Origin of the sequence: Acinetobacter sp. YH12063 (genome assembly GCF_013419715.1) — a bacterium.
In the GTDB taxonomy this organism is placed as follows: domain Bacteria; phylum Pseudomonadota; class Gammaproteobacteria; order Pseudomonadales; family Moraxellaceae; genus Acinetobacter; species Acinetobacter amyesii.
The window spans coordinates 1-25,233 of sequence record NZ_VOZO01000010.1 but is presented as its reverse complement, the minus strand read 5'-3'; the positions used below and the strand labels follow the sequence as shown (position 1 = coordinate 25,233).

General features: G+C 41.2%; 26 protein-coding genes and 1 pseudogene. 16 read left to right on the top strand and 11 right to left on the bottom strand.

Annotated features, from left to right (window positions below):
- Positions 1 to 6: 6 nt before the first annotated feature.
- Positions 7 to 1,134: a Re/Si-specific NAD(P)(+) transhydrogenase subunit alpha gene (locus tag FTU12_RS11765; protein ID WP_078191288.1), complete on the bottom strand. Its 1,128-nt coding sequence runs from the start codon at positions 1,132 to 1,134 to the stop codon at positions 7 to 9.
- 941 nt (positions 1,135 to 2,075) lie between these two features.
- Between FTU12_RS11765 and FTU12_RS11760 the strand changes: the two genes are divergently transcribed.
- Positions 2,076 to 2,993: a DMT family transporter gene (locus tag FTU12_RS11760; protein ID WP_180114434.1), complete on the top strand. Its 918-nt coding sequence runs from the start codon at positions 2,076 to 2,078 to the stop codon at positions 2,991 to 2,993.
- A 123-nt stretch (positions 2,994 to 3,116) separates the two neighbouring features.
- Positions 3,117 to 4,313: an MFS transporter gene (locus tag FTU12_RS11755; RefSeq protein ID WP_180114433.1), complete on the top strand. Its 1,197-nt coding sequence runs from the start codon at positions 3,117 to 3,119 to the stop codon at positions 4,311 to 4,313.
- 54 nt (positions 4,314 to 4,367) lie between these two features.
- Here the strand turns inward: FTU12_RS11755 and FTU12_RS11750 are convergent, their stop codons facing one another.
- The 3 genes from FTU12_RS11750 to FTU12_RS11740 all read right to left on the bottom strand — a co-directional run bounded on the left by FTU12_RS11750 (position 4,368) and on the right by FTU12_RS11740 (position 7,124).
- Positions 4,368 to 5,012 carry a HEPN domain-containing protein gene (locus FTU12_RS11750; RefSeq protein WP_180022580.1) on the bottom strand — a complete coding sequence of 215 codons (645 nt, stop codon included), beginning with the start codon at positions 5,010 to 5,012 and terminating at the stop codon, positions 4,368 to 4,370.
- A gap of 97 nt (positions 5,013 to 5,109) precedes the next feature.
- A complete protein-coding gene (locus FTU12_RS11745; protein ID WP_180114474.1) occupies positions 5,110 to 5,499 on the bottom strand; it encodes a hypothetical protein in 390 nt (129 codons plus the stop codon).
- Positions 5,500 to 5,708: 209 nt separating this feature from the next.
- The gene (locus tag FTU12_RS11740) at positions 5,709 to 7,124 is read right to left on the bottom strand and encodes a methylenetetrahydrofolate reductase C-terminal domain-containing protein (protein ID WP_180114432.1); all 1,416 of its coding nucleotides are present in this window, start codon (positions 7,122 to 7,124) and stop codon (positions 5,709 to 5,711) included.
- A 284-nt stretch (positions 7,125 to 7,408) separates the two neighbouring features.
- On the opposite strand from FTU12_RS11740, the gene dusA reads away from it, so the two are divergent.
- Positions 7,409 to 8,440 carry a tRNA dihydrouridine(20/20a) synthase DusA gene (gene dusA / locus FTU12_RS11735; RefSeq protein ID WP_111885441.1) on the top strand — a complete coding sequence of 344 codons (1,032 nt, stop codon included), beginning with the start codon at positions 7,409 to 7,411 and terminating at the stop codon, positions 8,438 to 8,440.
- A gap of 119 nt (positions 8,441 to 8,559) precedes the next feature.
- Here dusA and FTU12_RS11730 read toward each other — a convergent pair whose 3' ends face one another.
- Both FTU12_RS11730 and coaBC read right to left on the bottom strand, forming a co-directional pair.
- Positions 8,560 to 9,078 carry an Asp-tRNA(Asn)/Glu-tRNA(Gln) amidotransferase subunit GatC gene (locus tag FTU12_RS11730; RefSeq protein WP_180065618.1) on the bottom strand — a complete coding sequence of 173 codons (519 nt, stop codon included), beginning with the start codon at positions 9,076 to 9,078 and terminating at the stop codon, positions 8,560 to 8,562.
- Between the two features lie 391 nt (positions 9,079 to 9,469).
- Entirely contained in the window at positions 9,470 to 10,741 is a 1,272-nt protein-coding gene (coaBC, locus tag FTU12_RS11725; RefSeq protein ID WP_180114431.1) for a bifunctional phosphopantothenoylcysteine decarboxylase/phosphopantothenate--cysteine ligase CoaBC, read from the bottom strand.
- 112 nt (positions 10,742 to 10,853) lie between these two features.
- Here coaBC and radC point away from each other — a divergent pair, with 112 nt between their 5' ends.
- Complete coding sequence (radC, locus tag FTU12_RS11720; RefSeq protein WP_168378714.1) at positions 10,854 to 11,555, top strand: DNA repair protein RadC; 702 nt, start codon at positions 10,854 to 10,856, stop codon at positions 11,553 to 11,555.
- 75 nt (positions 11,556 to 11,630) lie between these two features.
- On the top strand, positions 11,631 to 12,542 hold the full coding sequence (locus FTU12_RS11715; protein ID WP_078191309.1) for a bestrophin family protein: 912 nt from the start codon (positions 11,631 to 11,633) through the stop codon (positions 12,540 to 12,542).
- Between the two features lie 457 nt (positions 12,543 to 12,999).
- Here the strand turns inward: FTU12_RS11715 and FTU12_RS11710 are convergent, their stop codons facing one another.
- Positions 13,000 to 13,851 carry a PHP domain-containing protein gene (locus tag FTU12_RS11710; RefSeq protein ID WP_180114430.1) on the bottom strand — a complete coding sequence of 284 codons (852 nt, stop codon included), beginning with the start codon at positions 13,849 to 13,851 and terminating at the stop codon, positions 13,000 to 13,002.
- A 44-nt stretch (positions 13,852 to 13,895) separates the two neighbouring features.
- Between FTU12_RS11710 and FTU12_RS11705 the strand changes: the two genes are divergently transcribed.
- From FTU12_RS11705 to mnmC, 4 genes are read left to right on the top strand one after another with little or no spacing between them, the layout of a single operon-like run.
- The gene (locus FTU12_RS11705) at positions 13,896 to 14,507 is read left to right on the top strand and encodes an inner membrane-spanning protein YciB (protein WP_078191311.1); all 612 of its coding nucleotides are present in this window, start codon (positions 13,896 to 13,898) and stop codon (positions 14,505 to 14,507) included.
- A 28-nt stretch (positions 14,508 to 14,535) separates the two neighbouring features.
- On the top strand, positions 14,536 to 14,838 hold the full coding sequence (locus tag FTU12_RS11700; RefSeq protein ID WP_078191312.1) for a YciI family protein: 303 nt from the start codon (positions 14,536 to 14,538) through the stop codon (positions 14,836 to 14,838).
- A gap of 5 nt (positions 14,839 to 14,843) precedes the next feature.
- Positions 14,844 to 15,359 (top strand): hypothetical protein, encoded by a 516-nt coding sequence (locus FTU12_RS11695; protein WP_078191313.1) that lies wholly within the window; start codon positions 14,844 to 14,846, stop codon positions 15,357 to 15,359.
- 37 nt (positions 15,360 to 15,396) lie between these two features.
- A complete protein-coding gene (mnmC, locus tag FTU12_RS11690; protein WP_180114429.1) occupies positions 15,397 to 17,352 on the top strand; it encodes an FAD-dependent 5-carboxymethylaminomethyl-2-thiouridine(34) oxidoreductase MnmC in 1,956 nt (651 codons plus the stop codon).
- A gap of 34 nt (positions 17,353 to 17,386) precedes the next feature.
- Here the strand turns inward: mnmC and FTU12_RS11685 are convergent, their stop codons facing one another.
- Positions 17,387 to 17,701 carry a rhodanese-like domain-containing protein gene (locus FTU12_RS11685; RefSeq protein WP_078194202.1) on the bottom strand — a complete coding sequence of 105 codons (315 nt, stop codon included), beginning with the start codon at positions 17,699 to 17,701 and terminating at the stop codon, positions 17,387 to 17,389.
- A 92-nt stretch (positions 17,702 to 17,793) separates the two neighbouring features.
- Between FTU12_RS11685 and FTU12_RS11680 the strand changes: the two genes are divergently transcribed.
- The 3 genes and pseudogenes from FTU12_RS11680 to FTU12_RS11670 all read left to right on the top strand — a co-directional run bounded on the left by FTU12_RS11680 (position 17,794) and on the right by FTU12_RS11670 (position 19,445).
- A complete protein-coding gene (locus FTU12_RS11680; protein WP_078194203.1) occupies positions 17,794 to 18,282 on the top strand; it encodes a YajQ family cyclic di-GMP-binding protein in 489 nt (162 codons plus the stop codon).
- Positions 18,283 to 18,309: 27 nt separating this feature from the next.
- Positions 18,310 to 18,813, top strand: coding sequence for a DUF4442 domain-containing protein (locus tag FTU12_RS11675; protein WP_180114428.1), 504 nt, complete (start codon positions 18,310 to 18,312; stop codon positions 18,811 to 18,813).
- A 197-nt stretch (positions 18,814 to 19,010) separates the two neighbouring features.
- Positions 19,011 to 19,445 (top strand): annotated as a pseudogene (locus tag FTU12_RS11670) (ester cyclase).
- 65 nt (positions 19,446 to 19,510) lie between these two features.
- Here FTU12_RS11670 and FTU12_RS11665 read toward each other — a convergent pair.
- Genes FTU12_RS11665 through FTU12_RS11655 form a run of 3 tightly spaced genes read right to left on the bottom strand, consistent with a single transcriptional unit; the run spans position 19,511 to position 21,280 of the window.
- Positions 19,511 to 19,930 carry an acyl-CoA thioesterase gene (locus FTU12_RS11665; RefSeq protein ID WP_078191328.1) on the bottom strand — a complete coding sequence of 140 codons (420 nt, stop codon included), beginning with the start codon at positions 19,928 to 19,930 and terminating at the stop codon, positions 19,511 to 19,513.
- A 21-nt stretch (positions 19,931 to 19,951) separates the two neighbouring features.
- Positions 19,952 to 20,383: a thioredoxin TrxC gene (gene trxC / locus FTU12_RS11660; protein ID WP_078191319.1), complete on the bottom strand. Its 432-nt coding sequence runs from the start codon at positions 20,381 to 20,383 to the stop codon at positions 19,952 to 19,954.
- Complete coding sequence (locus FTU12_RS11655) at positions 20,384 to 21,280, bottom strand: alpha/beta hydrolase (protein ID WP_180008975.1); 897 nt, start codon at positions 21,278 to 21,280, stop codon at positions 20,384 to 20,386.
- A 124-nt stretch (positions 21,281 to 21,404) separates the two neighbouring features.
- On the opposite strand from FTU12_RS11655, the gene FTU12_RS11650 reads away from it, so the two are divergent.
- From FTU12_RS11650 to FTU12_RS11635, 4 genes are all read left to right on the top strand, one after another.
- Positions 21,405 to 21,740, top strand: a complete 336-nt coding sequence (locus FTU12_RS11650) for a TIGR01244 family sulfur transferase (RefSeq protein ID WP_078191321.1) — start codon at positions 21,405 to 21,407, stop codon at positions 21,738 to 21,740.
- Positions 21,733 to 22,155 carry a beta-lactamase hydrolase domain-containing protein gene (locus FTU12_RS11645; protein ID WP_180114427.1) on the top strand — a complete coding sequence of 141 codons (423 nt, stop codon included), beginning with the start codon at positions 21,733 to 21,735 and terminating at the stop codon, positions 22,153 to 22,155. The genes FTU12_RS11650 and FTU12_RS11645 overlap by 8 nt, the downstream gene beginning before the upstream one ends.
- A gap of 203 nt (positions 22,156 to 22,358) precedes the next feature.
- Complete coding sequence (locus FTU12_RS11640; RefSeq protein WP_180024586.1) at positions 22,359 to 23,558, top strand: hypothetical protein; 1,200 nt, start codon at positions 22,359 to 22,361, stop codon at positions 23,556 to 23,558.
- An 82-nt stretch (positions 23,559 to 23,640) separates the two neighbouring features.
- Positions 23,641 to 25,014 carry a dihydrolipoyl dehydrogenase gene (locus tag FTU12_RS11635; protein WP_180114426.1) on the top strand — a complete coding sequence of 458 codons (1,374 nt, stop codon included), beginning with the start codon at positions 23,641 to 23,643 and terminating at the stop codon, positions 25,012 to 25,014.
- Positions 25,015 to 25,233: the final 219 nt, after the last annotated feature.

Here is a 25,233-nt window from a genome sequence, read left to right as displayed (position 1 = left end):
TTCTCCTTAACCACGTTTCAGCAGCACTTGGCCGCCATGAGTGACAAGTAGTGCTTTTTGAATTTCTTCTTCAGGGTTAATCGCGAAGTTCTTTTCGCTATCAAACATGGTTTCAATGAAATTCAAAACGTTACGTGCATACAGTGCCGACGCTTCAGTCGAAACTGTTGAAGGAATATTTGGGATACCGAGAATTTTCACACCATTTGCAGTCACGACATTTTCGCCGCAGACAGAACCTTCAACGTTACCGCCAGTTTCAACCGCCATATCTAAAATGATTGAGCCCGGTTTCATTTTGGCAACAGTTTCTGCTTTGATTAAACGTGGTGCGTCACGGCCCGGCAATAATGCAGTCGTAATCACGATGTCAGCATTCGATACGGCTTTATCAACAATAATCGCTTGGTCGCGAATGTAGTCTTCACCCGGCATCCAGCCATAACCATTTTTCGCAGCATCAGCTGCTTTTTGTTGCTCTTCTGGTGACATTGGTACGTCTAACCATTTACCACCCAAAGATTCAACTTGGTCACGTGCTGTAGGACGTAAGTCAGTTGCTTCAACTACGGCACCTAAACGTTTCGCTGTTGCAATAGCTTGTAAGCCTGCAACACCTACGCCCATGATCACAACACGTGCAGGTTTTACTGTACCTGCTGCTGTCATCAACATTGGGAACATACGTTGATATTCTGCCGCAGCCAAAAGCACAGATTTATAACCTGAAAGGTTGGCTTGAGATGAAAGTACGTCCATGTTTTGCGCACGAGATAAGGTCCGTGGCAAAAGTTCCAATGCAAATGCAGACACGTTTTGTGACGCAAATTGGTCAAGTTCGGTGTTGCGGTAAGGGTCAAACATCCCCACAACGGTGGTACCCGCTGTGAGTTTTTGAATTTCGTCACCTTTAGGTGCACGAACTTTCAAAATCATTTGACTACCGGTATAGGCATCATCCGTAATTTTGGCACCAACTTGTTCATAGGCGCTATCGATGTAAGCAGCGTTTACCCCTGCTCCACGTTCAATAACGACGCTATGACCAGCGCTGATCAACTTCTTTACTGTTTCAGGCGTCGCAGCGACGCGATTTTCACCGACAACAGTTTCGGCTGGAATTCCGATCTGCATGAGCGTTCCTCAAGCTAATTTTTCTTAAGTAAACATCGCAATCCGCGATGTCTCCCCTCAGGATGTGTTTTTGTACAATTTTTGGATTCTAATTGAACTTTTTTAAAATACTACCCAATATTTATTTAATAAATGCCCATATTTTGAACTCATGATTCATGAAAAGAATAGTGCGATATTTCATTTATTCAGTTTTATTTGTCGATTTATTACTCATTTTTATCCTATTTATAACTTTTTAATATTACTTAAGACCAAAAACATAAATAATTTCGCTAGTTTTAATGCAGATTGTTTCAGTGCGTTGATCATTGTGACATTTTCATTCAACACAGAATGACCTGAACGTGTCGTGAAAAATCGACTTAAGTCAGGTAAAGCCAGTCGTTCATTCAAACTGCATCAGCTCGTTGACTCATTTGACAGTTTTGACGTGCTGACTGGTATTGAAAACTGACTTTTTTCTACCACAGTCTAGTCAAATCGGTCAGCTTGAATATTCGATGAATTTTTGCGCACGTTTCGGGTTTATCGAAGTCTTGCCCTCCCCACCTGATGCTTCGCCTTAAGTCTTAGAATTGACTTTTTTAGCTAAAAAAATAATTTTTTGAATATTTAGCATCATGATATCGCTACTGACTTTCTATCCCTAAAAAACACTATTGCACCATTTATGTGCAATTTTCACCTTAAATGTTTCAGCCTGATATATTTGACCTGCCGAGTCATGTTGAGATTAAAAAATTCAAAACCAAATTGGTCATTTCTTCCGCTGTTTTTCATGTTTGATCTAGCAATCCCTTATGCATAAAGGAATAAGTACTATTCTTTTTTTGCATTTTTACTCGCACGATGCATTTTTTATAATCAAAATGACAGTTCAAACTTATCAGAACAATGCTGTCGAATTCGTTCAGTCGTCATGAGGCACACCTAAACTTATGTCAAGAAACCTTAGTCCGCACTTCATCGGTGCAATTTTTGCGCTGATTGCTGCCTTCTTGTTTAGTACCAAAGCAATTTTTATTAAGCAAGCCTATGCACTTTCTCCTCTTGTCGATGCCACTGTCCTCATGGCTTTACGCATGATGAGTGCATTGCCGTTTTTCTTGGTCATTGCATGGCTGAGTCGACGTTCTTATCAAACGATTCAACGAAAAGATTGGGTGCTCTTGCTCATTTCCGGTTTAATCGGCTATTACTTTTCGAGCTGGCTCGACTTCCGTGGCTTGATGTATATCAGTGCTTCGCTTGAACGAATTATACTTTTCCTATATCCCACATTAACCGTGCTGGCTTCCGCTGTTTTATTCAAAAAGCCACTAAGTTTTAAAACCATTCTTGCCCTGATTTTAAGTTATGGCGGGACAGTTTTAGTGATGCTACAAGAACAAAATGCCACACCACATGATCAGTACTTTTGGCTCGGATGTAGTTTGGTTTTTGCCAGTGCCGTGTTGTTTGCGATTTATTTATTACTCACGCCAGGCCTCATGCAAAAGTTTGGTTCTTTACACTTTACTGGTCTAGCTCTGAGCATTGCCTGCGTTGGGACGATTATTCATTTTCTATTTGCAACACCACAGCCTATCGCCTTGCTCCAACAACTCCCGAGTCAAGTCTGGCTGTATGGTTTAGCGCTAGGACTATTGGTAACCGTGCTTCCAACCATTTTGATGATGCAAAGTATCGTCCGACTCGGGGCAGCACAATCGGCCATGATCGCCTCTATCGGGCCCATTTTAACGATTTTACTGGCCGTCGCTTTATTGAATGAACACTTAAACCTATGGCAATGGGTCGGTTGCGGTCTGAATATGCTGGGTGTCTTGATGATCAGTCTCAGTAAGAAATCCTAAACGCGTGCGTGGATACAATTCACAGAGAAACACTTTAAGACCTGTTTGATTTTCCTTATAGTGACCACAACAGCGTGGCAGCAAATTCTTTGCATACGCTTCCGCCCAATATCTGGACAATTTATGAAAGCCTCGATCGACATTAGCCATGATAAAACCCTGTTGTGGCTTATGGCTGCTGCATGTGGTTTATGTGCGGGTGCCAATTATTATTGCCAACCTTTAGTGGCTTCTATCCAACAGAGCTTTCAAATTCCACAATCTGAAGTGGCGCTTACCGTCACTTTCGCGCAGATCTCTTACGCTTTGGGTCTACTGTTTATTGTGCCGATTGGCGATATTGTAAATAAAGCCAAATTTATTCCTCTGCTTATGCTTGGTGCGACTGTGGGTTTAGCCCTCTGTGCTTTTTCGACCAATCTATACATGCTTTGGGCAGGAACCATTATCACCGGGCTATTTTCAGTGGCTGCTCAGGTCCTCATCCCTTTGGTCACGGTTGTGATTCGACCTGAAAAAATTGGGGCAGTTGTTGGCTTTTTAATGAGTGGGTTATTGGTCGGCATTCTGTTATCGACCAGTCTCTCTGGCTTATTGTCCTATCTGTTTCATTGGAAATCGATTTACATCCTCAGTGCGCTCTTGATGTTGGTATTAGCCGTCTTACTTAAAAAGCGTCTGCCTGTGGTCAGCATCACACGGATGCCCTACAGCCAAGTTTTCCAATCCATGGGCGCATTACTCAAACATGAGCCACGGTTAATTTTCCGATCTCTGATTGGGGGCTGTGTCTTTGCTGCGATGAGTATGCTGTTTTCCACCATTGCCATGTTACTGACTGAGCCACCTTTTCATTTGGCAGATGTTTGGGTCGGTGTTGTAACGTTAGTTGGTGTGTTTGGTGCCCTATCAACACAATGGATTGGGCGTTGGGCGGATTTGGGTTTCAACCGAAAATTAACCTGGCTCGGTTGTAGCATCTTAGCCCTCAGTTGGGGACTGCTGTATATGGGTGGAAGCTCCCTCGCCTTTTATATTTTGGGCTATGGTCTAATCAACCTCGGTTTGGCAATGGTACATAGCTGTAATCAAAATATTATTTTCCAACTCAACCCGATTGCACGCTCTCGAATCAATTCAATTTACATGACTTTTTATTTTGTCGGTGGTGCATGTGGTTCAGCTTTGGGCGTATTTGCATGGCATCATGGCGGCTGGACCACCACCTGCATGACAGGGATTGCTTTAGTCATTGCTGCTGGATTTTTTGTATTGATCGATCAACTCTATACTGCGCGGCAACTAAAATATCCACAATGAGAAGTATTCATCACCGCAATAAAGCCACATTACTATGGCTTTAGTTTTTGAAAATTAACTGACCTGCACCACAGGATAAAAGGGTTTGCCTAAATCCAAGGTTTCTGCATTTTCTAAAAGAATCACCATAAACACCGGTAAGAGTGCCAACAGTATTGTGCAGCCGTCTTGAAGCTGTTTCCGATTGACCGAACTTTTATAGGTCGCGCCGCCATGAACCATTTGATTGCGTAGCGTATACATGCGATTGAACAGCACCATTAAAATATCAACGGAATCTTTTTCTTTAAGCGCGTGCAGTACTTTTTGTTTTTCATGCGCCAAGCCCTCTTTGCATGCATCATGGCTAATTTTTTGATTTTGATAATCCCAAAATCCCTGATAAACATAGGGATTATCCAAAAACAACCGTATCGGCTGACTAAAACGCTCCCATAAAATATTATAGATTTTATGCTCTGCATCCTTTTGGCAGATCACATATAAAAACTGCCTTAAGCTTTGCTTGTCCTGCGCAATCTGTAAGTCTTGCGCATATATTGCGTTGAAGGACACCCACAAACTTATAAATTGCAAATCGAGATCATCTTGAAGATCAATTGACTTTTTCAGCCAACTTAAACCTCGATGAATGCGTAAATTAAATTGGTCGGTATGTTCCGACTTTTTACTTTTAAATATTTCTTCAAGTAGCATCATGCCTGCTAAATTCCAATGGATAATTCGTTTATTTTTCTACCATTTTAACTTAGCGCAATTGTTTACCGGCATGCAATCAAAATATCTCTGTATTCAACTATTTGGTCTCATCTTGTGTGAGATAGGTATAACGTTCTAAAAGACCATTTTCATCAAAAATCAATTCATAAGACATTTTCTTTCCATTAAAAACGGATTCGGCAGGTGTTCCGAAAAGCTCCCATAAACCCACAGTCGCCACATCTGCCGCACCATGCCAAAACGCACGCCCCACTTTACTGGCAGTCGAATAACCTTGGGTAAAGGTATAAATTTCATAGCGTTTGCCATTTTTATATTCAGAGGTGATCGGTGCGCCAAATTCAGCAATCACCAAGTTACGAGATAGCCCTTGTTGAATCATTTCAATATTTTTCTTGTTTGGCTGCTTGCTTGCCATGACAACTGAACAGCCTGTTGTGCCTGACAATGTGAAAACCAACGCTATTCCTAAGCAGGTCTTCTTTCATCATGTGGTATTCCCCAAATTCTTCACATTTCTATTTTTAATTTTTGATTTTCATCTGCTGTTGATCTTAATTGTTTCTTTCATCTTTTTCATTTTTTTATACGACTATTCGTCTGATTTTTAGAATGATTAGCGCTTGAAAGAATCACCTTTATGAAGGTTTTAGACTGAATAATGCTTTAAGTGAATTATTGTTCTGTTGGTGACGAATTCGGTGGAACAAACCAGTTTTTCCAAGAGCTACTGTGGCGAGTTTCAATTGCAACGGTAGGGATGAGCTCTTGCTTCAGCATTTTTTCTTGACCCACGGCTTTCGCCAACCGCGCTTTGACCGAGTGTATACACTCACGGTCTTCAAACTCACAGCGGTCAAGGTTGGAGCCACCACAGGGTCCATTGGCTAATCCTTTGGGGCAGGTTTCTGGGCAAATATACAAGGTTTCACCTAAACGACATTGTCCGCAACTTTCACAGCCCACGATGCCATGTTTACTGATAAATTCTGTTTTCAGCAAGGCTGCATCAGCTTTCGGTTTTTGCCATAATTTGGCCGCAAAAATATAAGATCCCACCCCTTTGGCCAGTTTTGAACTAAAAAATAACTCATGCATGACATGCATACTTTTATATTTCAAAACTTGTTCAACTGGAGCTTTATGGTTATTTGCGCCCGTCGGGTGGAAGTTCACATCTACACTAGAGCGCCAAAGCATTTTCCATTTTGCTAAACACTGTTCAAACGTTAATGTGGCAAATTGCAAAATTGCTTTTTGCAACTTCTCTTGCTCTTCCACTTTATGGCAAGCTGATAAATGAACCCCTGCATAGCCCAAATGCTGACACATTAAAATTTGTAAAGCGCAGCGTGCATAGACATTTTGTTCAGCTTGTATGGCGTCAGTTTGCTGTTCTTGTTGCAAAAAATTTAATACATCTGCTGAAAGCACGATGCCTGCGACTTTTTGCTTGGCCATAAAGCGGGCACGGGCAAATGTCAGCGGCATGACACAAGCCAGTACAGGCACACGTGGATAATATTGCTGCATATAGCGTTGGTAACTGCTCAACACATCCATGTCAAAGCCCAACTGTGTAATCACATAGTCAGCGCCAGCTTGAATTTTTTTATTCAGTTTAAAATACTGCGCATCCTTTTCTGCTTCTGCATATTTAAAAGGATTAAATGCTACCCCTAAATAAAACCCGCCATAGTCTTTGGCTGCCATGACTTGATTGACCGACTCTAAATAACGGCTCCGTAGAGTCGGATCATTTGCCCCATCCTGATGCTGCTTGAGTTTATCACCACTGAGCAAAAGTAAATTCTCTACCCCGTGCTGCTGAGCATCTTTCAGAAAAGTTTGAAAATCTGAGATATCTCGACCTTTCCCCGAATAATGCAGAATTTTTTCAATGCTTTGAGGGTAGTCTTGCATTGCTTCTAAAGGAGCAATATCCGTGTCACTTTGTACTCGGTCAGCCAATGTCATGCACACAGGAAAGCCTGCAAATGTCGTTGGGACCAGATGCGTTTTTTGCGTCGTTAGATATTCAAACGAGATACAAAACTGGCGTTGCAATAGATATTGGGAAAATAAAGACATAAAGGCAGGCAGTTAAATCTGCTGAGAAACCATACAATAAAGTTTATAAAATTATAGATTAATCACATAAAAATTTAAATTACTTAAGCCACACTTCCGACTTTTTCTAGCCTGACCTTGAATATGTCACGCTAGCAAGACCATGCCCCAAACCACAATTTATGCTAATATTGCGCGCGTCTTGAAATGCGGTTTTTTTCATCGTATTTCAGACAGCTTTTGGTATTTCTTCACCATTTTCCATTTCGTTCTTCCATCTTGTTCTTTTAAGGCGTGTTTTTTTAATGACTGATCTCCAACCCATTGAAAATAAACTTCAACCACGAATTAGTGTTGCGCCAATGATGGATTGGACGACTCGTGACTATCGTTTCTTTGCACGCTTGTTTAACCCTAATGTGATTCTCTACACCGAGATGGTCACCACAGGTGCGATATTATTTGGCGGTGCGAATCGTCATTTGGACTATAACAACGAAGAACACCCGATTGTGTTACAGCTTGGTGGTTCAAATCCCAAAGATTTAGCGACCTGTACCAAGATGGCACAGGACTGGGGCTATGATGAAGTAAACCTCAATGTCGGCTGTCCGAGTGACCGCGTTCAGAACAATAAAATTGGTGCATGCTTGATGGCAGAGCCTGATTTGGTGGCTGAATGTATTGCTGAAATGCGAAATGCTGTTGATATTCCAGTGACCGTGAAACACCGCATCGGGATTGATGACATGCAGTCTTATGAAGAAATGCTACATTTTGTCGATACCGTGGCAAAGACTGGCTGTGACAATTTTATCGTGCATGCGCGTATTGCCCTGCTGCAAGGGTTGTCGCCAAAAGAAAACCGTGATGTGCCACCTTTACGTTATGAAGATGTTTATCGTCTGAAACAAGAACGTCCAAATTTATTGATCGAAATTAATGGCGGGGTGAAAACCTTTGCTGAAACGCAGCAACATTTACAACATGTTGATGGCGTGATGATTGGCCGTGAGGCTTATCACAACCCGTATTTATTGGCTGAGATCGGTCAGCTTTGGGATCTCGAATTACCCAACCGTTTCGATATTATCGATCAGATGCTACCGTATATTGCTAAACGCATGGAAGAAGGTGCGCCGCTTTCTATCATTACCCGTCATATTTTAGGTTTATTCCAAAATCTACCAGGTGCTCGAAAATGGCGTCAGGCTTTAAGTGGTGGCAATGCCAAAACCTTTGCAGATGTGGAAAATGCCATCCAAAATATTAAAGATGCAATGCAACGTACAGAAGACTATTTACGTGATCATCCTAAAGTCGTTTTAGAAGATTAATCCTATAAAAGTAAAAGCCCGCTATTTTGCGGGCTTTTTTATTTTCACGCCTCACAAAATACGTGTTTGGCAACATCGTCACAACTCAGCAAAATCATCAAAGCAATCACAATCATCGCTCAATGACTATTGATCGTAATGTTCCCTTTGGGAAAAGGCTCATCATCATCGGTCCATTGATAATCGGATGGATCTTCTTCCTCACGTAAACCCACATAGCTCTCAGGCGCCGATGTAACAGGTTCAACCTCCTCGGTTGGTTGTTCCAATTCCTCAACCAAATGATTCAACTCTTGATCTAACTGCGCCTGATACTTTGCAATTTCAGCTTCGTCAATGAAGGCAAATTGTTCTTCATCTATTTTCCATGCATAGCCTTGCAGGTCTTTATAAATATCGACCAAAACAGTATAAGGCTGACCATCGTATTGCAACGTCGCCTGAGCCTTAAAGCTTAATCCCTTACGCTCTAATACTTTTATATTTTGAATCCGTAAATGGTACTGCCGATAATCTGGATTCTGATCAAACTCGTGTTGCATCTGCTGCTCAATCTGCCGAGATAATTCATCTGTCGAGACAAAATAGCTACAACCAGCCAAACTCAACAGTAAAAAAATGGTGAGCCATCGAAACATATTGCATCCCCCATGATGCATTTATTCTTGATGAAAAAGTCAGACCGTTCACAGATTGCGATCCAAACATTCCTCATTGTTTGCTTCATAATAGCCAATAAAACACACAGTACAAGCCAAATTATCAAGATTTCTCAATTTTATATTTAATTTTGATATCAATCACTTAAATTGCATTTTTGCTGTTTTAAAACACTGACAGCTTTGGTCTTTTGCTGACATATTTTTGTTGAAAATGACCATTTTGGTAGTGGTTTCCTAGCCTTCATATTTTCAATATGAAATCGATCCTATTGTGATTTATTCAATATAAATCCTGAAATAAAACATCTTAAATGCGCCATAAAAAAATCCCCGAACATTGCGGGGATTTTTAAGGCATCAACTGAAATTATTCATCGTCCGTTTCAGGCTCATGATGTAGCGCATCATGTATGGCTTCCACCAATTGCTGTGCAATTTCTTGTTTTGACGCTTTCTCTAAATCACGCTTTTCCATTTGATATTGATCGGCGAAGAACACGGTCATGGCATTTTCATCAGAAGCAAAACCAATGTCTTTACGTGAGACATCATTGCACGCAATCATATCGAGTTTTTTCGCCACAAGTTTGCCTGCGGCATACTCCTCGACATTGCGTGTCTCGGCAGCAAATCCCACCATAAATGGACGTTTTGACTGCTGCGCAATCGTTGCAACGATATCTGGGTTTTTAATTAATGCCACATTGAGTTCATCACCAGCTTTTTTGATTTTATGCTCTGCAACTTCTGCCACGCGATAATCCGCAACGGCTGCTGTTGCAATAAAAATATCACAGCTTTCATCTAACATTTGCAGACTGGTCTCTAACATTTTAATTGCAGACTGCACATTAATCCGTCGTACACCATTTGGTGTATCTAAACTGACGGGTCCTGCGATCAGCGTTACTTTAGCCCCAGCTGCATAACAAGCCGCTGCCAGTGCGAAACCCATTTTACCTGTGCTGTGGTTGGAAATATAACGTACAGGATCTATCGACTCACGTGTAGGACCAGCTGTAATCGCCACATGTTTGCCTGCAAGCATGCCAAATTTTTCAGCAATGGCTCGCTGTGCTTGATGAAAATAGGCCGTTACTTGATCCGCCAAATCTTCAGGCTCAGGCATACGTCCTAAGCCCACATCTCCACAGGCTTGAGAACCGGCATCGGGCATGATCACATGTACGCCATCTTCAACCAGTGTATTTAAATTACGCTGTGTCGCTTTGGCTGCCCACATTTGCTGATTCATCGCAGGGGCAACCCAGACGGGTGCTTTAGTCGCAAGATAAAGTGTAGAAAGAAGGTCATCTGCTAAACCCGCCGCAAATTTTGCCAGCGTGTCACAACTTGCAGGAGCAACCAATACCAAATCAGCCCAACGTGCCAATTCAATATGCCCCATGCCCGCTTCTGCTTCGGGATTGAGTAATTCGGTATGCACAGGGTTGCCTGAAAGCGCCTGAAACGTTAGCGGGGTCACAAAGGCTTGCGCACCTTGAGTCATCACCACGCGCACATCAAATCCGGCATCTTTTAACCGACGGACAAGAATGGCACTTTTATAGGCTGCGATACCACCAGTGACACCTAAAAGAATATTTTTTGTGGGCATTACACTTAAATCAAAGCTCACGAACAGGCTACCTATCTGTTGCAGTGGCGCTCACAATAGCATTAAATATGCACTGACCCAACAATCTGCTGTGAAAAAGCCGATTGACTGATAATAAAAAAGTCTAAGAATAATGAATAATTCAATTAAAAATTGGCCTGAACAAGAGCGCCCACGTGAGCGCCTGATTCATCAAGGCGCACAAAGTTTATCCGATGCTGAACTACTGGCTATTTTCCTACGCTCTGGTTCCCAGCAGCACTCTGCTGTCGAACTCGCACGACTCCTGATCCAACATTTTGGTCAGTTGCAAGCGCTGATGGATGCTTCACTTGAGGATTTACGCCAGTTTCATGGCATTGGAAACAGTAAATATGCGCAGCTCATGGCGGTAAAAGAACTCGGTAAACGCTATGTGAGTCAACATTTTCAAAATGAAGCCTTACACTTGCAACATTCTGAACAATTGCAAAACTTTCTTCGCTTTGAATTTTTATCGGAACGTCAAGAAGTCTTTGGCGTGCTCTGTCTAGATGCGCATTTAAGAAAAATAAACTTTAAAAAACTTTTTTATGGCAGCCTCAATACCTGTGAAATTTCCATCAATCAACTGCTGCGTTATGTCATTTCTGAACATGCCAGCAGTATTGTCATTGCACATAATCATCCTTTCGGTCGTGCAGAACCTTCTGCTGCCGATCTTGAATTGACTCGACTCATTCAGCAGGCTTGTCAGCTGGTGGAAATTCGACTGATCGATCATTGTATTATCTCAACAGAAGGGAGTTTTTCCTTTGCTGAACATGGCTTGCTCCAAGCACACTCATCTGCATGAAACAGTTATTGACAAGTGCTTGAGCAAACCCGAAGATCATCATAATTTTTTAAAACTAGAAATTATCATTCGAACATGATCGTCCGTGACCAACCGAGTATTTTTAAACTGCTATTTTCTTGGCGAGGAACGATTTTACCTAAGGTTTTACCGCCGCTCGGGATCGTTATGTTGCTGTCTGCCATTGTGGGCGGCTTATCCTATGTCGATATCTTCCATTTTACCGAATTTCCTTTGGTCGGCTTTACCCTGATCGGTGTTGTGCTGTCGATTTTCTTGGGCTTTAAAAACTCAGCCTGCTATGACCGTTGGTGGGAAGCTCGGCGTTTATGGGGCATTTTGATTGCCAATGCACGCCATTTTGACCGTGACTGCCGTTTACTCAGTCAAGGCCGTCGTGAACGTGTGATTCAACATGTAATCGTCTTTGCCAACGTTTTACGTGACCGACTCCGCCATCAAACTGCCAATCCCACTGAACTGGTTGAAACCAGCGGCATGAGCGCGAATGCCATCACCCAACTATACCAACAAGCCAATGCACCGCAGTACACGTTGAGTTTGATTCAATGGGAGCTGATGCAAGCGCTTAAAGATGGTGAAATTTCAGATATTATTTATACCCAGATGAATCAGCATGTGATGGAGCTCAGTACCGTACAAACCGGCTGTGACCGTATTGCCACCACGCCATTACCGTTTGCTTATTCGGTCTTGCTGAATCGAACTGTTTATTTTTTCTGTTTTGTCTTGCCCTTTAGCTTGGGTTCTACTTTAGGTCTTGCGACCCCACTTTTGGTGGGGATTTTGGCCTATACCTTTTTAGGCTTAGATGCGCTGAGTTCAGAGATTGAGGAGCCCTTCGGCACACAGAGTAATGACCTTCCATTGGACTCGATGGTACGAACCATTGAAATTGAACTACTTGGAACTTTAGGCAAACCCACTCCACCACCGATTCAAGCCAAAGATCATAATTTACTTTAATTGGTCCATGCGTCTAAACCCTCGCTTACATAACCTTGCCGTACACTTTTTTTTATACCTCGAAGATATGTAAGCAATTGATGTACGCAGCAAGATCAGAAGCGTAATTTGATTTAAATAAAAGAACGATACGCGGCAAGGTCATCCGCAAGTGTTTGAGTCAGGACTACTTCTAATCAAAAATGTTTTTGCAATACTGTGAATAATTTGAAGGTAATGATCGAGTTTTGCGGTGAGGAGCACTGCTCCGCAAGATGGTTTCCTTACGAAGTACGCTTCTCATTTTGCCGAATGAGAAACAATGTTTCGTAAGAGTACCTCTAGCCGACGGCTAATCCCTTTATTCAATCCCTAGAAGTAAGACTCCGTCGAATCGACTCAAAATGATTTTAAAAAAATTCAAAATTACTTTTATGTGCCTAACATCTCTAAGTAAGGAAAATCTTAGAGAACGGCTTTAAGCAAAGCTCTCCCAAATTCCAACTTGCCCTTCTTTCACTCGAGGGATATTGCCGAGTTTAATCCATGGCATATTGTCGCCATGAAAATCACTGCCAACAGAAACTTTTAAGTTAAAGGCAGCAATCATACGATCTACCATTTGACGAGTCGATAATGGCTCAATTGCCGGTGGTAATTCCACCGCATCGCCGCCCGCTTCTGCAAAGATTTCGATCAAATAACGAATATTGGTCGCAGATAAATCATAACGCGTCGGATGCGCCAACACTGCAAAGCCACCACTGGCATGAATCACCTCAATGGTTTCAGCAAGACTCGGACCTTCAAATTTTACAAAGGCTTTTTTGCCTTCTTTAATATATTTATCAAAAGCTTGTTGTGGACGTGAAACTACCCCCTTTTCCACCAAAGTTTTGGCAATATGCGTGCGTGTCACCCGATCTGGTATATGGTCGACTTTAGCAATCACATCGCTATAAATATCTTGACCAATTAACGGTATCAATAAGTCACAAATCTGCCGAGCACGTTCCGCTCGAATACGCTTTTGATCCATTAATAAGGCTCGTAAGGGCGCAGGATTTTGCATATTTAAAGCGACGATATGCACACCATAACTTTTTTTGGTCGCAGATCTCGACCACTGGCTGGAAATCTCCACGCCAGAGATTAATTGCAGCTTTAATTCATGCGCGACCTGCTCTGCTGCCAACAATCCGTCCATCGTATCGTGATCAGTCAAAGCCAGCGTATGAATTCCAATAGCACTTGCGGCCTGCACCAAAGCCTCTGGTGACAAAGTACCATCAGAAATATTACTGTGTGTATGTAAATCTACGCCTTGCATCTCTATACTATGTCATTTATTTGATCAGATTTAGATACTCTAACATGAAAGCACTTTTAGACTTTGTGCCACTCATTATTTTCTTTTATTTATATAAAACTGTAGATCCAAAAGATACGCAGCACCCATTATTACAATTGATTGGTTCTGCTGGGGGTGTCGATAACAATAACATTCTTGTGGCAACATCAGGTCTCATCATTTCCATGCTTGTGGTTTATGGTGCATTGTTTGTCATGCAAAAATTCCGTCTAGATAAACAACAATGGATTGTGTTGTTCATGACCGTGATTTTTGGTGGTATTACCCTGATGCTAAGCGATGATTTTTATATTCGTTTAAAAGCCGTTTTACTGAACTTGGTATTTGCTGGCGCGTTTTTACTTTCTCCACTATTTAGTAAAGATAAGAAACCACTCATCGAACGTTTATTTGGTCCAGTCTTAAATTTAACCGCTGTCGGTTGGAAACGATTGAACTATGCATGGGCTGCAATGTTCGTGGTGATGTCATGTTTACACACCTTTTTCGCTTATTTGTTTGCTGACGGAAAATATTGGGGTGAATTCACTGCTTTTGGTGACATGATCGTGATGTTTTCCTTTATCATTATTCAGTTTATTGTATTACGTAAATACTTTAAGACCTCAGAATAATCCATTTGGTCAAAAATCAGGAAAAGTCATGCCATTATTCGTCGTAAGCTGTACAGATAATGAAGGTACAGTGGAAAAGCGCCTTGCAGTTCGTCCTCAACATCTTGAACGTCTACAAAAACTTGATGATGAAGGTCGTCTGATTGTTGCAGGTGCGATGCCTAAAGATCCGGCAAACCCGCAAGCTGGTTTTTATGGCAGTACGATCATTGTCGATTTTGATAGTCGTGAAGCCCTAGACCAATGGTTGGCAGATGAACCTTTCCTCAAAGAAGGGGTTTATGGCCAAATTGATGTCAAACCATTTAACAAAGCATTTCCTAAAGGATAAGGTTCATGCGCGTCGTTGTTTCTAGTTTACTGGGCTTATCTTTAATTTGTTCAACTGCATGGGCTGAAGAACCGGCTCCTGCACCTGCTGTAGCCCCTGCTGCTCAAGCAACGACTGCAACACCTCCTCCCAATCCTGTGCCGCATACCATTCCTGCCAATAAACCGGGCATCATTAAAGTGGCGGCAACCGTCAATCCTAATGGTCAACCTCAAGATGCAAATCCATTGACCATTGAGCAATTGGCAAAAAATAAAGCGCTGCAAGATGCCAAAGTCAAAGCGATGGTCAAAGACCAATCTGTACGCTTACAACAGTTAGAAAAAGCTAACCTTGAAGCCTTGGCGCAAAACCAAGAATTACAACTTAAAAATGATAGCTTGGGCGTACAAGTACAAGTGCTACAAAGTGAACGTAGCGCGCAGATGTTTTTATATGGCGGGACCACACTGGGTGTTGGCGTGATTTTAGGTTTCTTGTTGGCCAGTTACGTCTATACCAAACGTCGTCGTCAATGGTAATTCGTTTTTCTACTTCAATTTAAAGGTTGCTTGAGTTTTGTCAAGTGCAATTCAGACTGCCGATCTCGATTGGCAAATGATCGATGGCATTGATATTCCAGTGTCTAAACAGTTTGGTGATGTGTATTTTTCGAAGGATAATGGCCTACTCGAAACACGTCATGTGTTTTTAAAAGGGAATGACCTCGACACTCGCCTTGCGGCACTGACTGATTTTGAATATTTCAGTGTCGGTGAAACAGGTTTTGGTACAGGCTTAAATATTTTGGCCCTGTGGCAATTATGGCAACAGGTTCGTCCAGATAATCACAGCCATCTACATGCTATTTCTGTAGAAAAATTTCCTTTATCTAAAGCAGACCTCATTCGTGCATTAAATGCATGGCCTGAATTACAGCCTTTGGCACAGCAACTGATTGCGCAATATCCTGAACCCATTGCGGGATGTCATCGACTCAATTTTCCAGAAGAGCGTTTTTCGATTGATCTTTGGTTAGGCGATGCACACGACGTTTTTCCGGTCATGGCAAAAACTGCTACGGTCAATGCATGGTTCTTGGACGGTTTTGCACCCGCCTGTAATCCTGACATGTGGGAAGAAAACGTACTCAAAAATATCGTGCGTCTATCAGACATTGGGACGACCTTCTCCTCATTTAGTGTGGCAGGTGTACTGAAACGCGGCTTACGTGAGCATGGTATTACCATTACACGACCTCGTGGCTTTGCTCATAAGCGTGAAATGCTCAAAGCTTTTTGGCTCGCACCTGAAAGATCAGATGATCAATCCGTAGTTGCTGACATACCCACTTTAGACGAAAAAAAAAATTCTGAAATCACTCTAGGTCATAAGCCCCGTCAAATCGCGATTATTGGCGCTGGCATAGCTGGTTTAAGCTGTGCTTGGGCATTTGCTCAACGTGGGCATCAAGTGCGTATTTACGAGAAATCAGCACCACTCAGCGGTGGGTCGGGTAATCCTCTTGCCCTACTCAACCCTAAACTCAGTTCAATTGAACAAAGTGCTGAACATTTGATGACCCTGAGTTGGTTATATGCGCTCAAGCATTATCAAAACTTCAAGGCATTTCGTCCCTTACAGATTCACCAATCTATTTTAAAAAATAAAGCAGAGCATCTTGATTTAGCTCAAGCTTATCCTTCAGAGGTGTTAGCTGCTGAAGAAGGCACGCCAAATCAATTAGCTTCAGCATTTCCAACCCTGCTCCTCAAACAAGCAGGTGCCGTCAGTCCACATCAGCTTCGTGACCAAATCTTGGCGCATCCACACATTGAGTTGTTACAAGCAGATATTCAACGCATTGAGCAACAACAAAATGGCGTTGCGCTATTTACACAGGATCAGCAGCTTCCATCTGCCGAGCATGTCATTCTCTGTGCGGCACGTGAGAGCATGCAGCTACAAACAGATTATCCAGAGCTGCGTGCCATTCGTGGACAAGTCAGTTGGTTGAACAATCCCGCTCAACAGATGGATATGCATACCGCCTATAGTTATGGAGGCTATTGCATGCAACTGGATGCCGAACAGATGATTATGGGCGCGTCATTTTATCCCGGCCGTGATGACACCGACGTTCTCACAGAAGATCATGTGCATAACTATGAACTTATCCACAGTGTGTTCCCCGACTTTGCCAAAACCTTAGCACCGATTGAGCAATGGCAAGGACGTGCCGCAATTCGCGCACAGACAAAAGACTTTTTCCCTGTAATTGGTGCAGTCCATGAAGATCAGCAAATTTATAGCTGTAGTGGACTCGGTTCTAAAGGTTTCCTGTATGCCCCGCTCTGTAGTGAAATCATTGCCGCGCTGGTCTTAAAAGAAGCCTGCCCTATTCCAACACAGCTACTAGATAGGATTCATGCAGCACGTTTTATACGACGCGCTAAAGCGAAACAAAAAACCAAGAAGCCTTATTTTCAAGGTCAGATGCCGTCATCTCCACCTCAAAAAAATAACCTGCAATAAAAAAGCGCCTTTCGGCGCTTTTTTTGATTCGATCTCATTTCCCTTGTTCCAAAGGAAGACCGGCATCACGAGCAGCACGCGTGCCGCCCATTAAGATTACATATTCACGTGAGCTGTCAAAACCCTCTAGTAACTCTGCTGCACGTGGAGCTTTACTTCCGCCACCACATAAAATGTAAATGGGTTGATCCGTTGACACCTGAGTCAGTGCATCTGATGACAATGCGTTGATCGGTCGGTTAACCGCACCTTTCACATGTGCTTCAGCATAAGCACTTGCATCGCGAACATCCCAGATAATCGAGTCTTCTGGGAACTCAAATGTTGTAATTTCTTGTTTACGGATCATTGCACACTCCTTTTGATGTAAACAACACTTGGCAAATGAAGAAAACATCCCTAGCATCTCAGATATTCTTTCCCTTTGTAAAGGTCTAATCTATGCCTTCTTTTGATATTGTTTCGGAATTAGAAGTTTTTGAAGTAAATCATGCAGTTCAAAACACGCAAAAAGAAATTGCGACGCGTTTTGACTTCCGTGGTCAAGACGTTTCAATTGAGTTAAATGAGAAAAATAAGGAAATCAAAATCTCAACAGAAAGCGATTTCCAATGTGAGCAAGTGTATACCATGCTCGAAAATCATTTCTTCAAACGTAAAGTTGACATTCAAGCACTCGATCCACAAAAAATGACCGCTTCTGGTAAAAATGTCATTCAAGTGATCAAACTGAAAGATGGTCTTGACTCTGATACTGCAAAAAAAATCAATAAAGCCATTAAAGAAAGCGGCATTAAAGTGCAATCTTCTATTCAAGGCGACAAAATTCGTGTGACTGACAAGAAACGTGACACTTTGCAACAAGTGATGGCGTTCTTAAAAGAGCAACAGTTTGGTGTGCCGCTTCAATTTAATAACTTTAAAGACTAAGGCATTACATTTGCCATAGAGGACGACATGACACGACCAAACCGCCTACATAAAATCGTAAACGCATCATCTAAATTACCGAAAGGTCTTCAGAGTCGTTTGCTCAGTCGAGCTTTTGGTCGTGTCGTGCCCATGGTTGGAACAGCTAAAATCCAATATCAACATGTCAGCCCTGAGCGTGTTGAGGTGAGCATCGCCAATCATAAGGCGATGCAAAACCATATCGGGCAAGTACATGCCTGTGCCATGGCGCTGATCGCAGAAACAGCCACAGGTTTTGTCACAGCAATGAACGTCCCTGATAGCGCCATTGTCCTGATTAAAAGTTTCAAAGTTGATTTTAAACGTCCAACCCAAGGTGGGATGAAAGCCATCGCAACGCTTACACCCGAACAGCAACGACAAATGCAAAGCACAGAAAAAGGTGAAACCTTAGTACAGGTCTTAGTCACCGATGAATCTGGTGAAGCACCTATTCAATGCGAAATGCTTTGGGCTTGGGTGGCAAAATCCGCTCTGAAAAATAAATAAATGTAAATAAAACTTACTTTTAGGTAAGTATAAACTTTACCAAATTTCAGCAAAATCAAGACTGTTTTTTACTATTTATACGCCCTAATTCCGCTCAATATGCTTGCACGACACAAATATATTGAGCACTTTATGAAAAAAATCATTCCCCTTTCATTCATCGGCATGGCGGTTTTTTAACTGCATGTCAAAGTAATATTCCTGCTACGCCAACGACTCCAAATCAAGCGGCTGATAGCAATATTAAAACCAGCCAAGCAGCGGAAAATAAGAAAATCGTGATTGATTTTTATGAAGGTGTCTTTCTTAAACATCAGGTTAAGACGTATGCTGACCGATATATTGGCAATCAATATATTCAACATAATCCGCATGTACCTGATGGCAAAGCGCCTTTTGTTGATTATTTTACCGAGTATTTTAAACAAAATCCTGATGCAAAAAACTAGATCAAACGTGCCGCTGCCGAAGGTGATTTGGTCTATTTACATGTGCACTCTACGCAAAATAATCAAGACCGTGGAGAAGCCATTATCGATATCTTCCGTGTTGAAAATGGCAAGATCGTCGAACATTGGGATGTACAACAAAGCATTCCTGAAACCAGTGCCAACTCAAACACGATGTTCTAATTTCTCAGTCACTATTCATAAAAAAGCCACTCGATTGAGCGGCTTTTTTTTGCGTCTAACTTTAATTAAGCTTGATCAGCAGCAAATTTAGCTTTTGCATCCGCAGGAATTTGACGCTTAGCACCTTTCACATCCACAGCGACAAATGTAAACACACCTTCGGTTACGCGAATTGGATCACGTGAGCTGTCATGGCTATCCCAAACTTCAATCTGCATTTGGATAGAGGTATTACCTACTTTTAAAATTTTGGTATATACACTGATGACATCCCCGACTTTCACTGGAACGAGGAAGGTCATTTGGTTAATTGAAATCGTTGCACAGCGTCCTTGACTGAAACGCTCTGCGTGAATTGCACCGGCCAAGTCCATTTGTGACACGATCCAACCACCGAAAACATCACCACTCCAGTTGGTGTCTGCAGGCATCGCGATGGTTTGTAGGGAAAGCGTTCCTTCAGGTTTTACATGAGTTTCTGACACTTTAGCTCCTGGCGCTGACATTTATTGAGGTAGATTTAACTGCTGGTTGAGCCATTGTTGTAACTCACCAGCACGCATTGCACCACTTATTCTAGCAATTTCGTTGGTTTTATTCATCAAAACCAGTGTAGGAATACTACGAACATTAAATGCACCGCTCAATCGAGGGTTTGCTTCGGTATCAATTTTGGCAAAAACCACCTTCGGATTTGATTTTGCAACTTGTGCAAAGTGTGGCGCCATCATCTTACATGGTCCACACCATTCAGCCCATAAATCAATCAGCACAGGTAAATCACTATTGCTAATAAAATTTGCAAAGTTCTTTTCATTCAACTCGATGGGCGCCAATGGAATCAATGCTTGGTGACATTGACCACATGCAGGTCCAACTTCGAGTTTTTCTTCAGGCACACGGTTTTTTGCACCACATTCAGGACACACAACGATCATTTAGCTGACTCCAACATGTTGATGTAAAAATTCTAATTGGGTTGCCATGGCTTTTTCAAACCATTGCCCATGATAAATATCAAAATGTTGCATTTCCCACTCATAATATTGCACATACGGTGCAATATTGGTCGCAGTTTCTCGGCTTGATTCGATGGGAATCAAACTATCTTCTTTTGCCGCAATAAAAAGTACAGGTATGCTAATTTTCCGGACATCCAAAATTGGACGATAACGGATTAACTTAAAAAAGGCCCGAGCTGGAATTTCGCCACTCCAATAAAAATCAGGATTGACAATCGATAAATAGCCGGCATAACTATCTTCAGACTGTAAAAAACACAATCGATGTGGATGAACTACAGGTAAAGTCGTTGGACTCATCCCAACTTTAGACCCCATATAGTCCTGACTCGATAATTTTAACGCTTTGGGTAATTGCTGTAAGGGATACAACTTTGCACTTTCAGCGCCATCGACAAATGGAACTTGTACCATCAGCGCTTTAATATTTTTAAGCTCTGCCGCCAAACTAAGTACATAGCCACCACTCAGCGATGTTCCCCATAATACAATGCGTCTCGAATCAATCGATTTACGCTGCTGTAAATGATCGATCATGGTCCGCCAATCTTCAAGTTGAGCTTTAAGATTCACCAACTCTCTCGGACGCCCTGTACTGCCACCCCAATAGCGATAATCAAACAACACGACAGCATAACCCGCTTGTACAAAGCGCTTGGCATATTGCACTAATTTAAATTGGCGTAATGCCGCTAAACCATGTGCCATGAGAATGACTGCAGGTTTTTCAACAGATTTTGGACGATAAAAGTCAGCAGCTATAACATCTTGTCCGCTTTTGACATACAGTGGTTCGACTGTATAGGCGTGCATACGCGCTCCATTGCGTTATTTTATGGTTGTAATCGCTTATAAAAATTTAAGAACATTCTGCTCAAGTTTGTGCTTAATGCTATCATAAAACATAATTCTACGAATTAAATTATGGAGTGACTCAATGAGCGAAAATGTTGGTTTTGCAGGTCAAATCGGCCCAGAACATGTAGCGCAAGTGGTTGAAAAAGGCTTTAAATCGATTATCAATAACCGCCCTGACATGGAAGGTGGTCCTGAGCAACCAACCAGTGCTCAAATTGAAGAAGCAGCACGTAGCGCTGGTTTAGACTATGTTCATCAACCTGTTGTTGCGGGTCAAATTTCTGAGCTAGATGTCCGTAACTTTGCTAATCATTTTAATGAATTGCCAAAGCCAGTTCTAATGTTCTGCCGTACAGGTAACCGTTCAAATAACCTATATCAACTAGCAAAACAGATGGATCTTTTGGATGACTAAGGCTTTCATTCAAAAAGCTTTATTGATCGCAACATGCATCTTTTCGGCACCCACATTTGCTGATAATAACAGTCAGCCCTTAAATGCAAATTTAAGTGTCTCTGGACAAATGACCACAGATAAGTTTTCAAGTTTACTCAAACAACTTAAATTTAAATCTGTAATTGTGAACCGACCAGATAATGAGGCGGGCAATGAAGTGACTGTTTTACAGTTACGAGGCATTGCTGAAAAGTCTCATGTGAGTGTTGTGTATCAACCTGTGCAAAGCGGTAAAATTTCTCAAACAGACGTGAAAGAATTTGCCAAATATTATAATGAGCTTCCTAAACCCATTTTGATGATTTGTCGTAGTGGTTCACGTTCGACAGCTCTTTTTAATCAAGCTCAGGCTCAAGGTTTGCTCAATGACTAAATTCGTGCTCACTGTTTTATTTACAACGTTGTTGCTAACAGGGTGTAATTCTATGAATGTACGTCCAACCGTTGGTGTAAGTGTCGGGACTGCACTATAAAATGACGAATATAAAGATGGCGCTATTTGCGCCATTTTTTATGTGTGGTATCTTTACGCAATATAACTTTTTCTATACATAAATAACTATTTTGGGGTACTTCATGAAATTCGTTCAAGGGACACTTGTACTTACTTTAGCAACGATACTTACTGCTTGTGGTGGTGGCGGTAGTGATGGATATTTTAATAACGAAGGAACAGATTCTTCTAATCAAAACAATAACAATGGTGGTACAACAACCCCAGCTGAAACAGCAAAAGCACAGTTAGAAATTTTAAAACGTGAAGGGCAATATTTATTCGGTAATTATGATCCTAACGATGCATCAACAGCAAAAGGCTATATTGATCATTCAATGGATACATTTGCACAAGGCCCATTACAATTAAGTTTAGATATTAGAAAAATAAACTTAAACTCATATAAAAATACTTATCACTACAGAGATAAATGTTTCTATTTAAGTAAAACTGACTATAGAGCATGTTATGTTTTTATTGGCGAAGATATTAAAAATATCTTACCGGGTTATGACAACTGGGATTTCGATATTACAGCTAATGATCTAAAAAACATCAAATTACAACATGATGAAGTGACACCAAACTTAGAAGAATATGAATCCAATACTCGCATTTACGTATTTGAAAATGAAAATGGAGATAAAAATTTCCATGATGTAACAATTACTGGTGCATTTGCTTATCCATTTCAACAGTCTTGGGGAATACAACAAACTCAACAAAAAAGGTTTGTTTTAATAAATGGCAATACAAGCGACTATAAAATTACAACAACAGCAGTAGTTACGGATCCAGAAACTGGTGATGATATTGAACGTGAAGTAACAACAGGTGCTATCAGTATTTACAAAGATCTCTCTTCTCTCGATGGAGATTTATACAATATTCAATCTGGATCAGGATTTAATGTATTAATTAACGATAACCCAAATATTCCTTTTGCAGAACCAATTTCATTCGTATTAAACTCAACACCAGGTACCACAAGTTCAGCAAGTTATCGTGTGAAAGCTTCAGGTGAACAAGAACTAATTTTACCTAGCATCACAACAATCGATGGGACTCGAGTTGAGAATGAAGCCTCTAGTTTAAATAGCCAGACATTTACTGGAAGCATTAAATTAACAGGGACGAATATTTTGAAATTTAAACAAGCTACAAGTGGTAGTCTTAGTTTTGAACATGCTATTAATGGAATAACATTCAAAGGTTCATCTACTAATAATGCAGGAACTGTAAGTACAAGTTTAACATTACCTTCTGGTATTAAATTTTAAGTGTAAAAAAATGCAATTAAACCCTCTATACTGAGGGTTTTTTATATATTAGATCTAAACTCATGAAATGAAGCATATCCAAATGTACGACATCATCATTATCGGTTCAGGAACAGCAGGCATTTCAGCCTATAAAGAAGCAATTAAAAAAACACAAAATCTTCTTATCATTAATGATGGGCCTTGGGATACTACCTGTGCACGCGTTGGTTGTATGCCAAGTAAAATACTTATCTCTACTGCCAACCGTATGTACGAAATAAGACATGCAGATAATTTAGGACTAGATGTCAAAAGTGAAATTGATACCTCTAGCGTCATGCAACATGTTCAAACCTTACGTGATCGTTTTACAAGAGCCACGTTAAAAGATGTTGAAAGTTGGCCAAGCCAACATAAAATTTCAGGTAAAGCTGAATTTATTGATTCAAATACCATTCAAGTAAACAACCAAACATTTAAAGCCAAGTCATTTATCCTTGCTGTAGGTACAACTCCTGCTATAGATGCTGAACAAAAACAAATATTAGGCGATAAATTAATTACATCAGATCAGATATTTGAATTAGAACAACTCCCTAAATCAGTCGCAGTTATTGGAAGTGGCGTCATCGCTTTGGAATTAGCTCAGGCTTTAACACGGCTTAATGTAAACACCACTGTTTTTGCACGTAGTCGAAAAATTGGCTCACTGAGTAGCCCTATATTGCAAAAGCTCGCACAGGAAGAGTTAAGTAAAGAATTAAAGCTAAAGTTTGAAATTTTACCTGAACATTACTCTCTTGAAGGCGATCTAGTTCATTTAACCTATACTGAAGAAAACGTACAAAAGTCGCTACAAGTTAACTATGTTTTAGCTGCAACTGGCAGACGTACATTATTAAATACCTTAGGTTTAGAACGTATAAGTGCAGAATTTAAAGATATTAAAAATTTACCGATCAATCCGCATACAAAGCAACTAGCTGATTATCCTATTTTTATTGTCGGTGATGCACATACCAATACCCCTATCCAACACGAAGCAGCTCATGAAGGTAAATTTACAGTACAAAACTGTTTAAACTTTCCACAAATTAAATCCATCAAGACGCTAACCCCTTTAGGCATCTTATTTTCTACACCACAAATGGCAACTATTGGTCAAAGCTATAAGCAACTACAAGATAAAAACACAGAATTCGTCATTGGTTTCGTTTCTTACGAAAAACAAGGTCGTGCGATTGTTGCTGCTAAAAATAAAGGGGCTGCCGAAGTATATGTGGATACAATTAACCATACACTATTAGGAGCTGAGCTATTCTGTGCAGAAGCTGAACATTTAGCACATTTACTAGCTTGGATGATTTCAGAAGAACTAAGCATACATGAAATTTTGGATAAACCTTTCTATCATCCAACTTTAGAAGAAGGGTTAAGAACAGCATTAAAGCATGCACGACGTCAGTTAAGATAATTTTATCGTTCTATGTAAACTTATAGCGTTGGATATCCAACGCTTAATTTCCGTATCCCCCTCTATCTTTTTCCTTTCCCCTTTCCCTCACGCATAAAAAAACACCCCCTGACGTATCAGGGGGTGTTTCGAATAATGAGCTGGCGATGACTTACTCTCACATGGGTAACCCCACACTACCATCAGCGCTAAGAGGTTTCACTTCTGAGTTCGGGAAGG

What these genes read in the sequence shown, in the direction of transcription:
- FTU12_RS11765 (WP_078191288.1), bottom strand. Translation starts at nt 1,134, where the DNA reads ATGCAGATCGGAATTCCAGCCGAAACTGTTGTCGGTGAAAATCGCGTC.
- FTU12_RS11760 (WP_180114434.1), top strand. Translation starts at nt 2,076, where the DNA reads ATGTCAAGAAACCTTAGTCCGCACTTCATCGGTGCAATTTTTGCGCTG.
- FTU12_RS11755 (WP_180114433.1), top strand. Translation starts at nt 3,117, where the DNA reads ATGAAAGCCTCGATCGACATTAGCCATGATAAAACCCTGTTGTGGCTT.
- FTU12_RS11750 (WP_180022580.1), bottom strand. Translation starts at nt 5,012, where the DNA reads ATGATGCTACTTGAAGAAATATTTAAAAGTAAAAAGTCGGAACATACC.
- FTU12_RS11740 (WP_180114432.1), bottom strand. Translation starts at nt 7,124, where the DNA reads ATGTCTTTATTTTCCCAATATCTATTGCAACGCCAGTTTTGTATCTCG.
- dusA (WP_111885441.1), top strand. Translation starts at nt 7,409, where the DNA reads ATGACTGATCTCCAACCCATTGAAAATAAACTTCAACCACGAATTAGT.
- FTU12_RS11730 (WP_180065618.1), bottom strand. Translation starts at nt 9,078, where the DNA reads ATGTTTCGATGGCTCACCATTTTTTTACTGTTGAGTTTGGCTGGTTGT.
- radC (WP_168378714.1), top strand. Translation starts at nt 10,854, where the DNA reads ATGAATAATTCAATTAAAAATTGGCCTGAACAAGAGCGCCCACGTGAG.
- FTU12_RS11715 (WP_078191309.1), top strand. Translation starts at nt 11,631, where the DNA reads ATGATCGTCCGTGACCAACCGAGTATTTTTAAACTGCTATTTTCTTGG.
- FTU12_RS11710 (WP_180114430.1), bottom strand. Translation starts at nt 13,851, where the DNA reads ATGCAAGGCGTAGATTTACATACACACAGTAATATTTCTGATGGTACT.
- FTU12_RS11705 (WP_078191311.1), top strand. Translation starts at nt 13,896, where the DNA reads ATGAAAGCACTTTTAGACTTTGTGCCACTCATTATTTTCTTTTATTTA.
- FTU12_RS11700 (WP_078191312.1), top strand. Translation starts at nt 14,536, where the DNA reads ATGCCATTATTCGTCGTAAGCTGTACAGATAATGAAGGTACAGTGGAA.
- FTU12_RS11695 (WP_078191313.1), top strand. Translation starts at nt 14,844, where the DNA reads ATGCGCGTCGTTGTTTCTAGTTTACTGGGCTTATCTTTAATTTGTTCA.
- FTU12_RS11685 (WP_078194202.1), bottom strand. Translation starts at nt 17,701, where the DNA reads ATGATCCGTAAACAAGAAATTACAACATTTGAGTTCCCAGAAGACTCG.
- FTU12_RS11680 (WP_078194203.1), top strand. Translation starts at nt 17,794, where the DNA reads ATGCCTTCTTTTGATATTGTTTCGGAATTAGAAGTTTTTGAAGTAAAT.
- FTU12_RS11675 (WP_180114428.1), top strand. Translation starts at nt 18,310, where the DNA reads ATGACACGACCAAACCGCCTACATAAAATCGTAAACGCATCATCTAAA.
- trxC (WP_078191319.1), bottom strand. Translation starts at nt 20,383, where the DNA reads ATGATCGTTGTGTGTCCTGAATGTGGTGCAAAAAACCGTGTGCCTGAA.
- FTU12_RS11655 (WP_180008975.1), bottom strand. Translation starts at nt 21,280, where the DNA reads ATGCACGCCTATACAGTCGAACCACTGTATGTCAAAAGCGGACAAGAT.
- FTU12_RS11650 (WP_078191321.1), top strand. Translation starts at nt 21,405, where the DNA reads ATGAGCGAAAATGTTGGTTTTGCAGGTCAAATCGGCCCAGAACATGTA.
- FTU12_RS11645 (WP_180114427.1), top strand. Translation starts at nt 21,733, where the DNA reads ATGACTAAGGCTTTCATTCAAAAAGCTTTATTGATCGCAACATGCATC.
- FTU12_RS11640 (WP_180024586.1), top strand. Translation starts at nt 22,359, where the DNA reads ATGAAATTCGTTCAAGGGACACTTGTACTTACTTTAGCAACGATACTT.
- FTU12_RS11635 (WP_180114426.1), top strand. Translation starts at nt 23,641, where the DNA reads ATGTACGACATCATCATTATCGGTTCAGGAACAGCAGGCATTTCAGCC.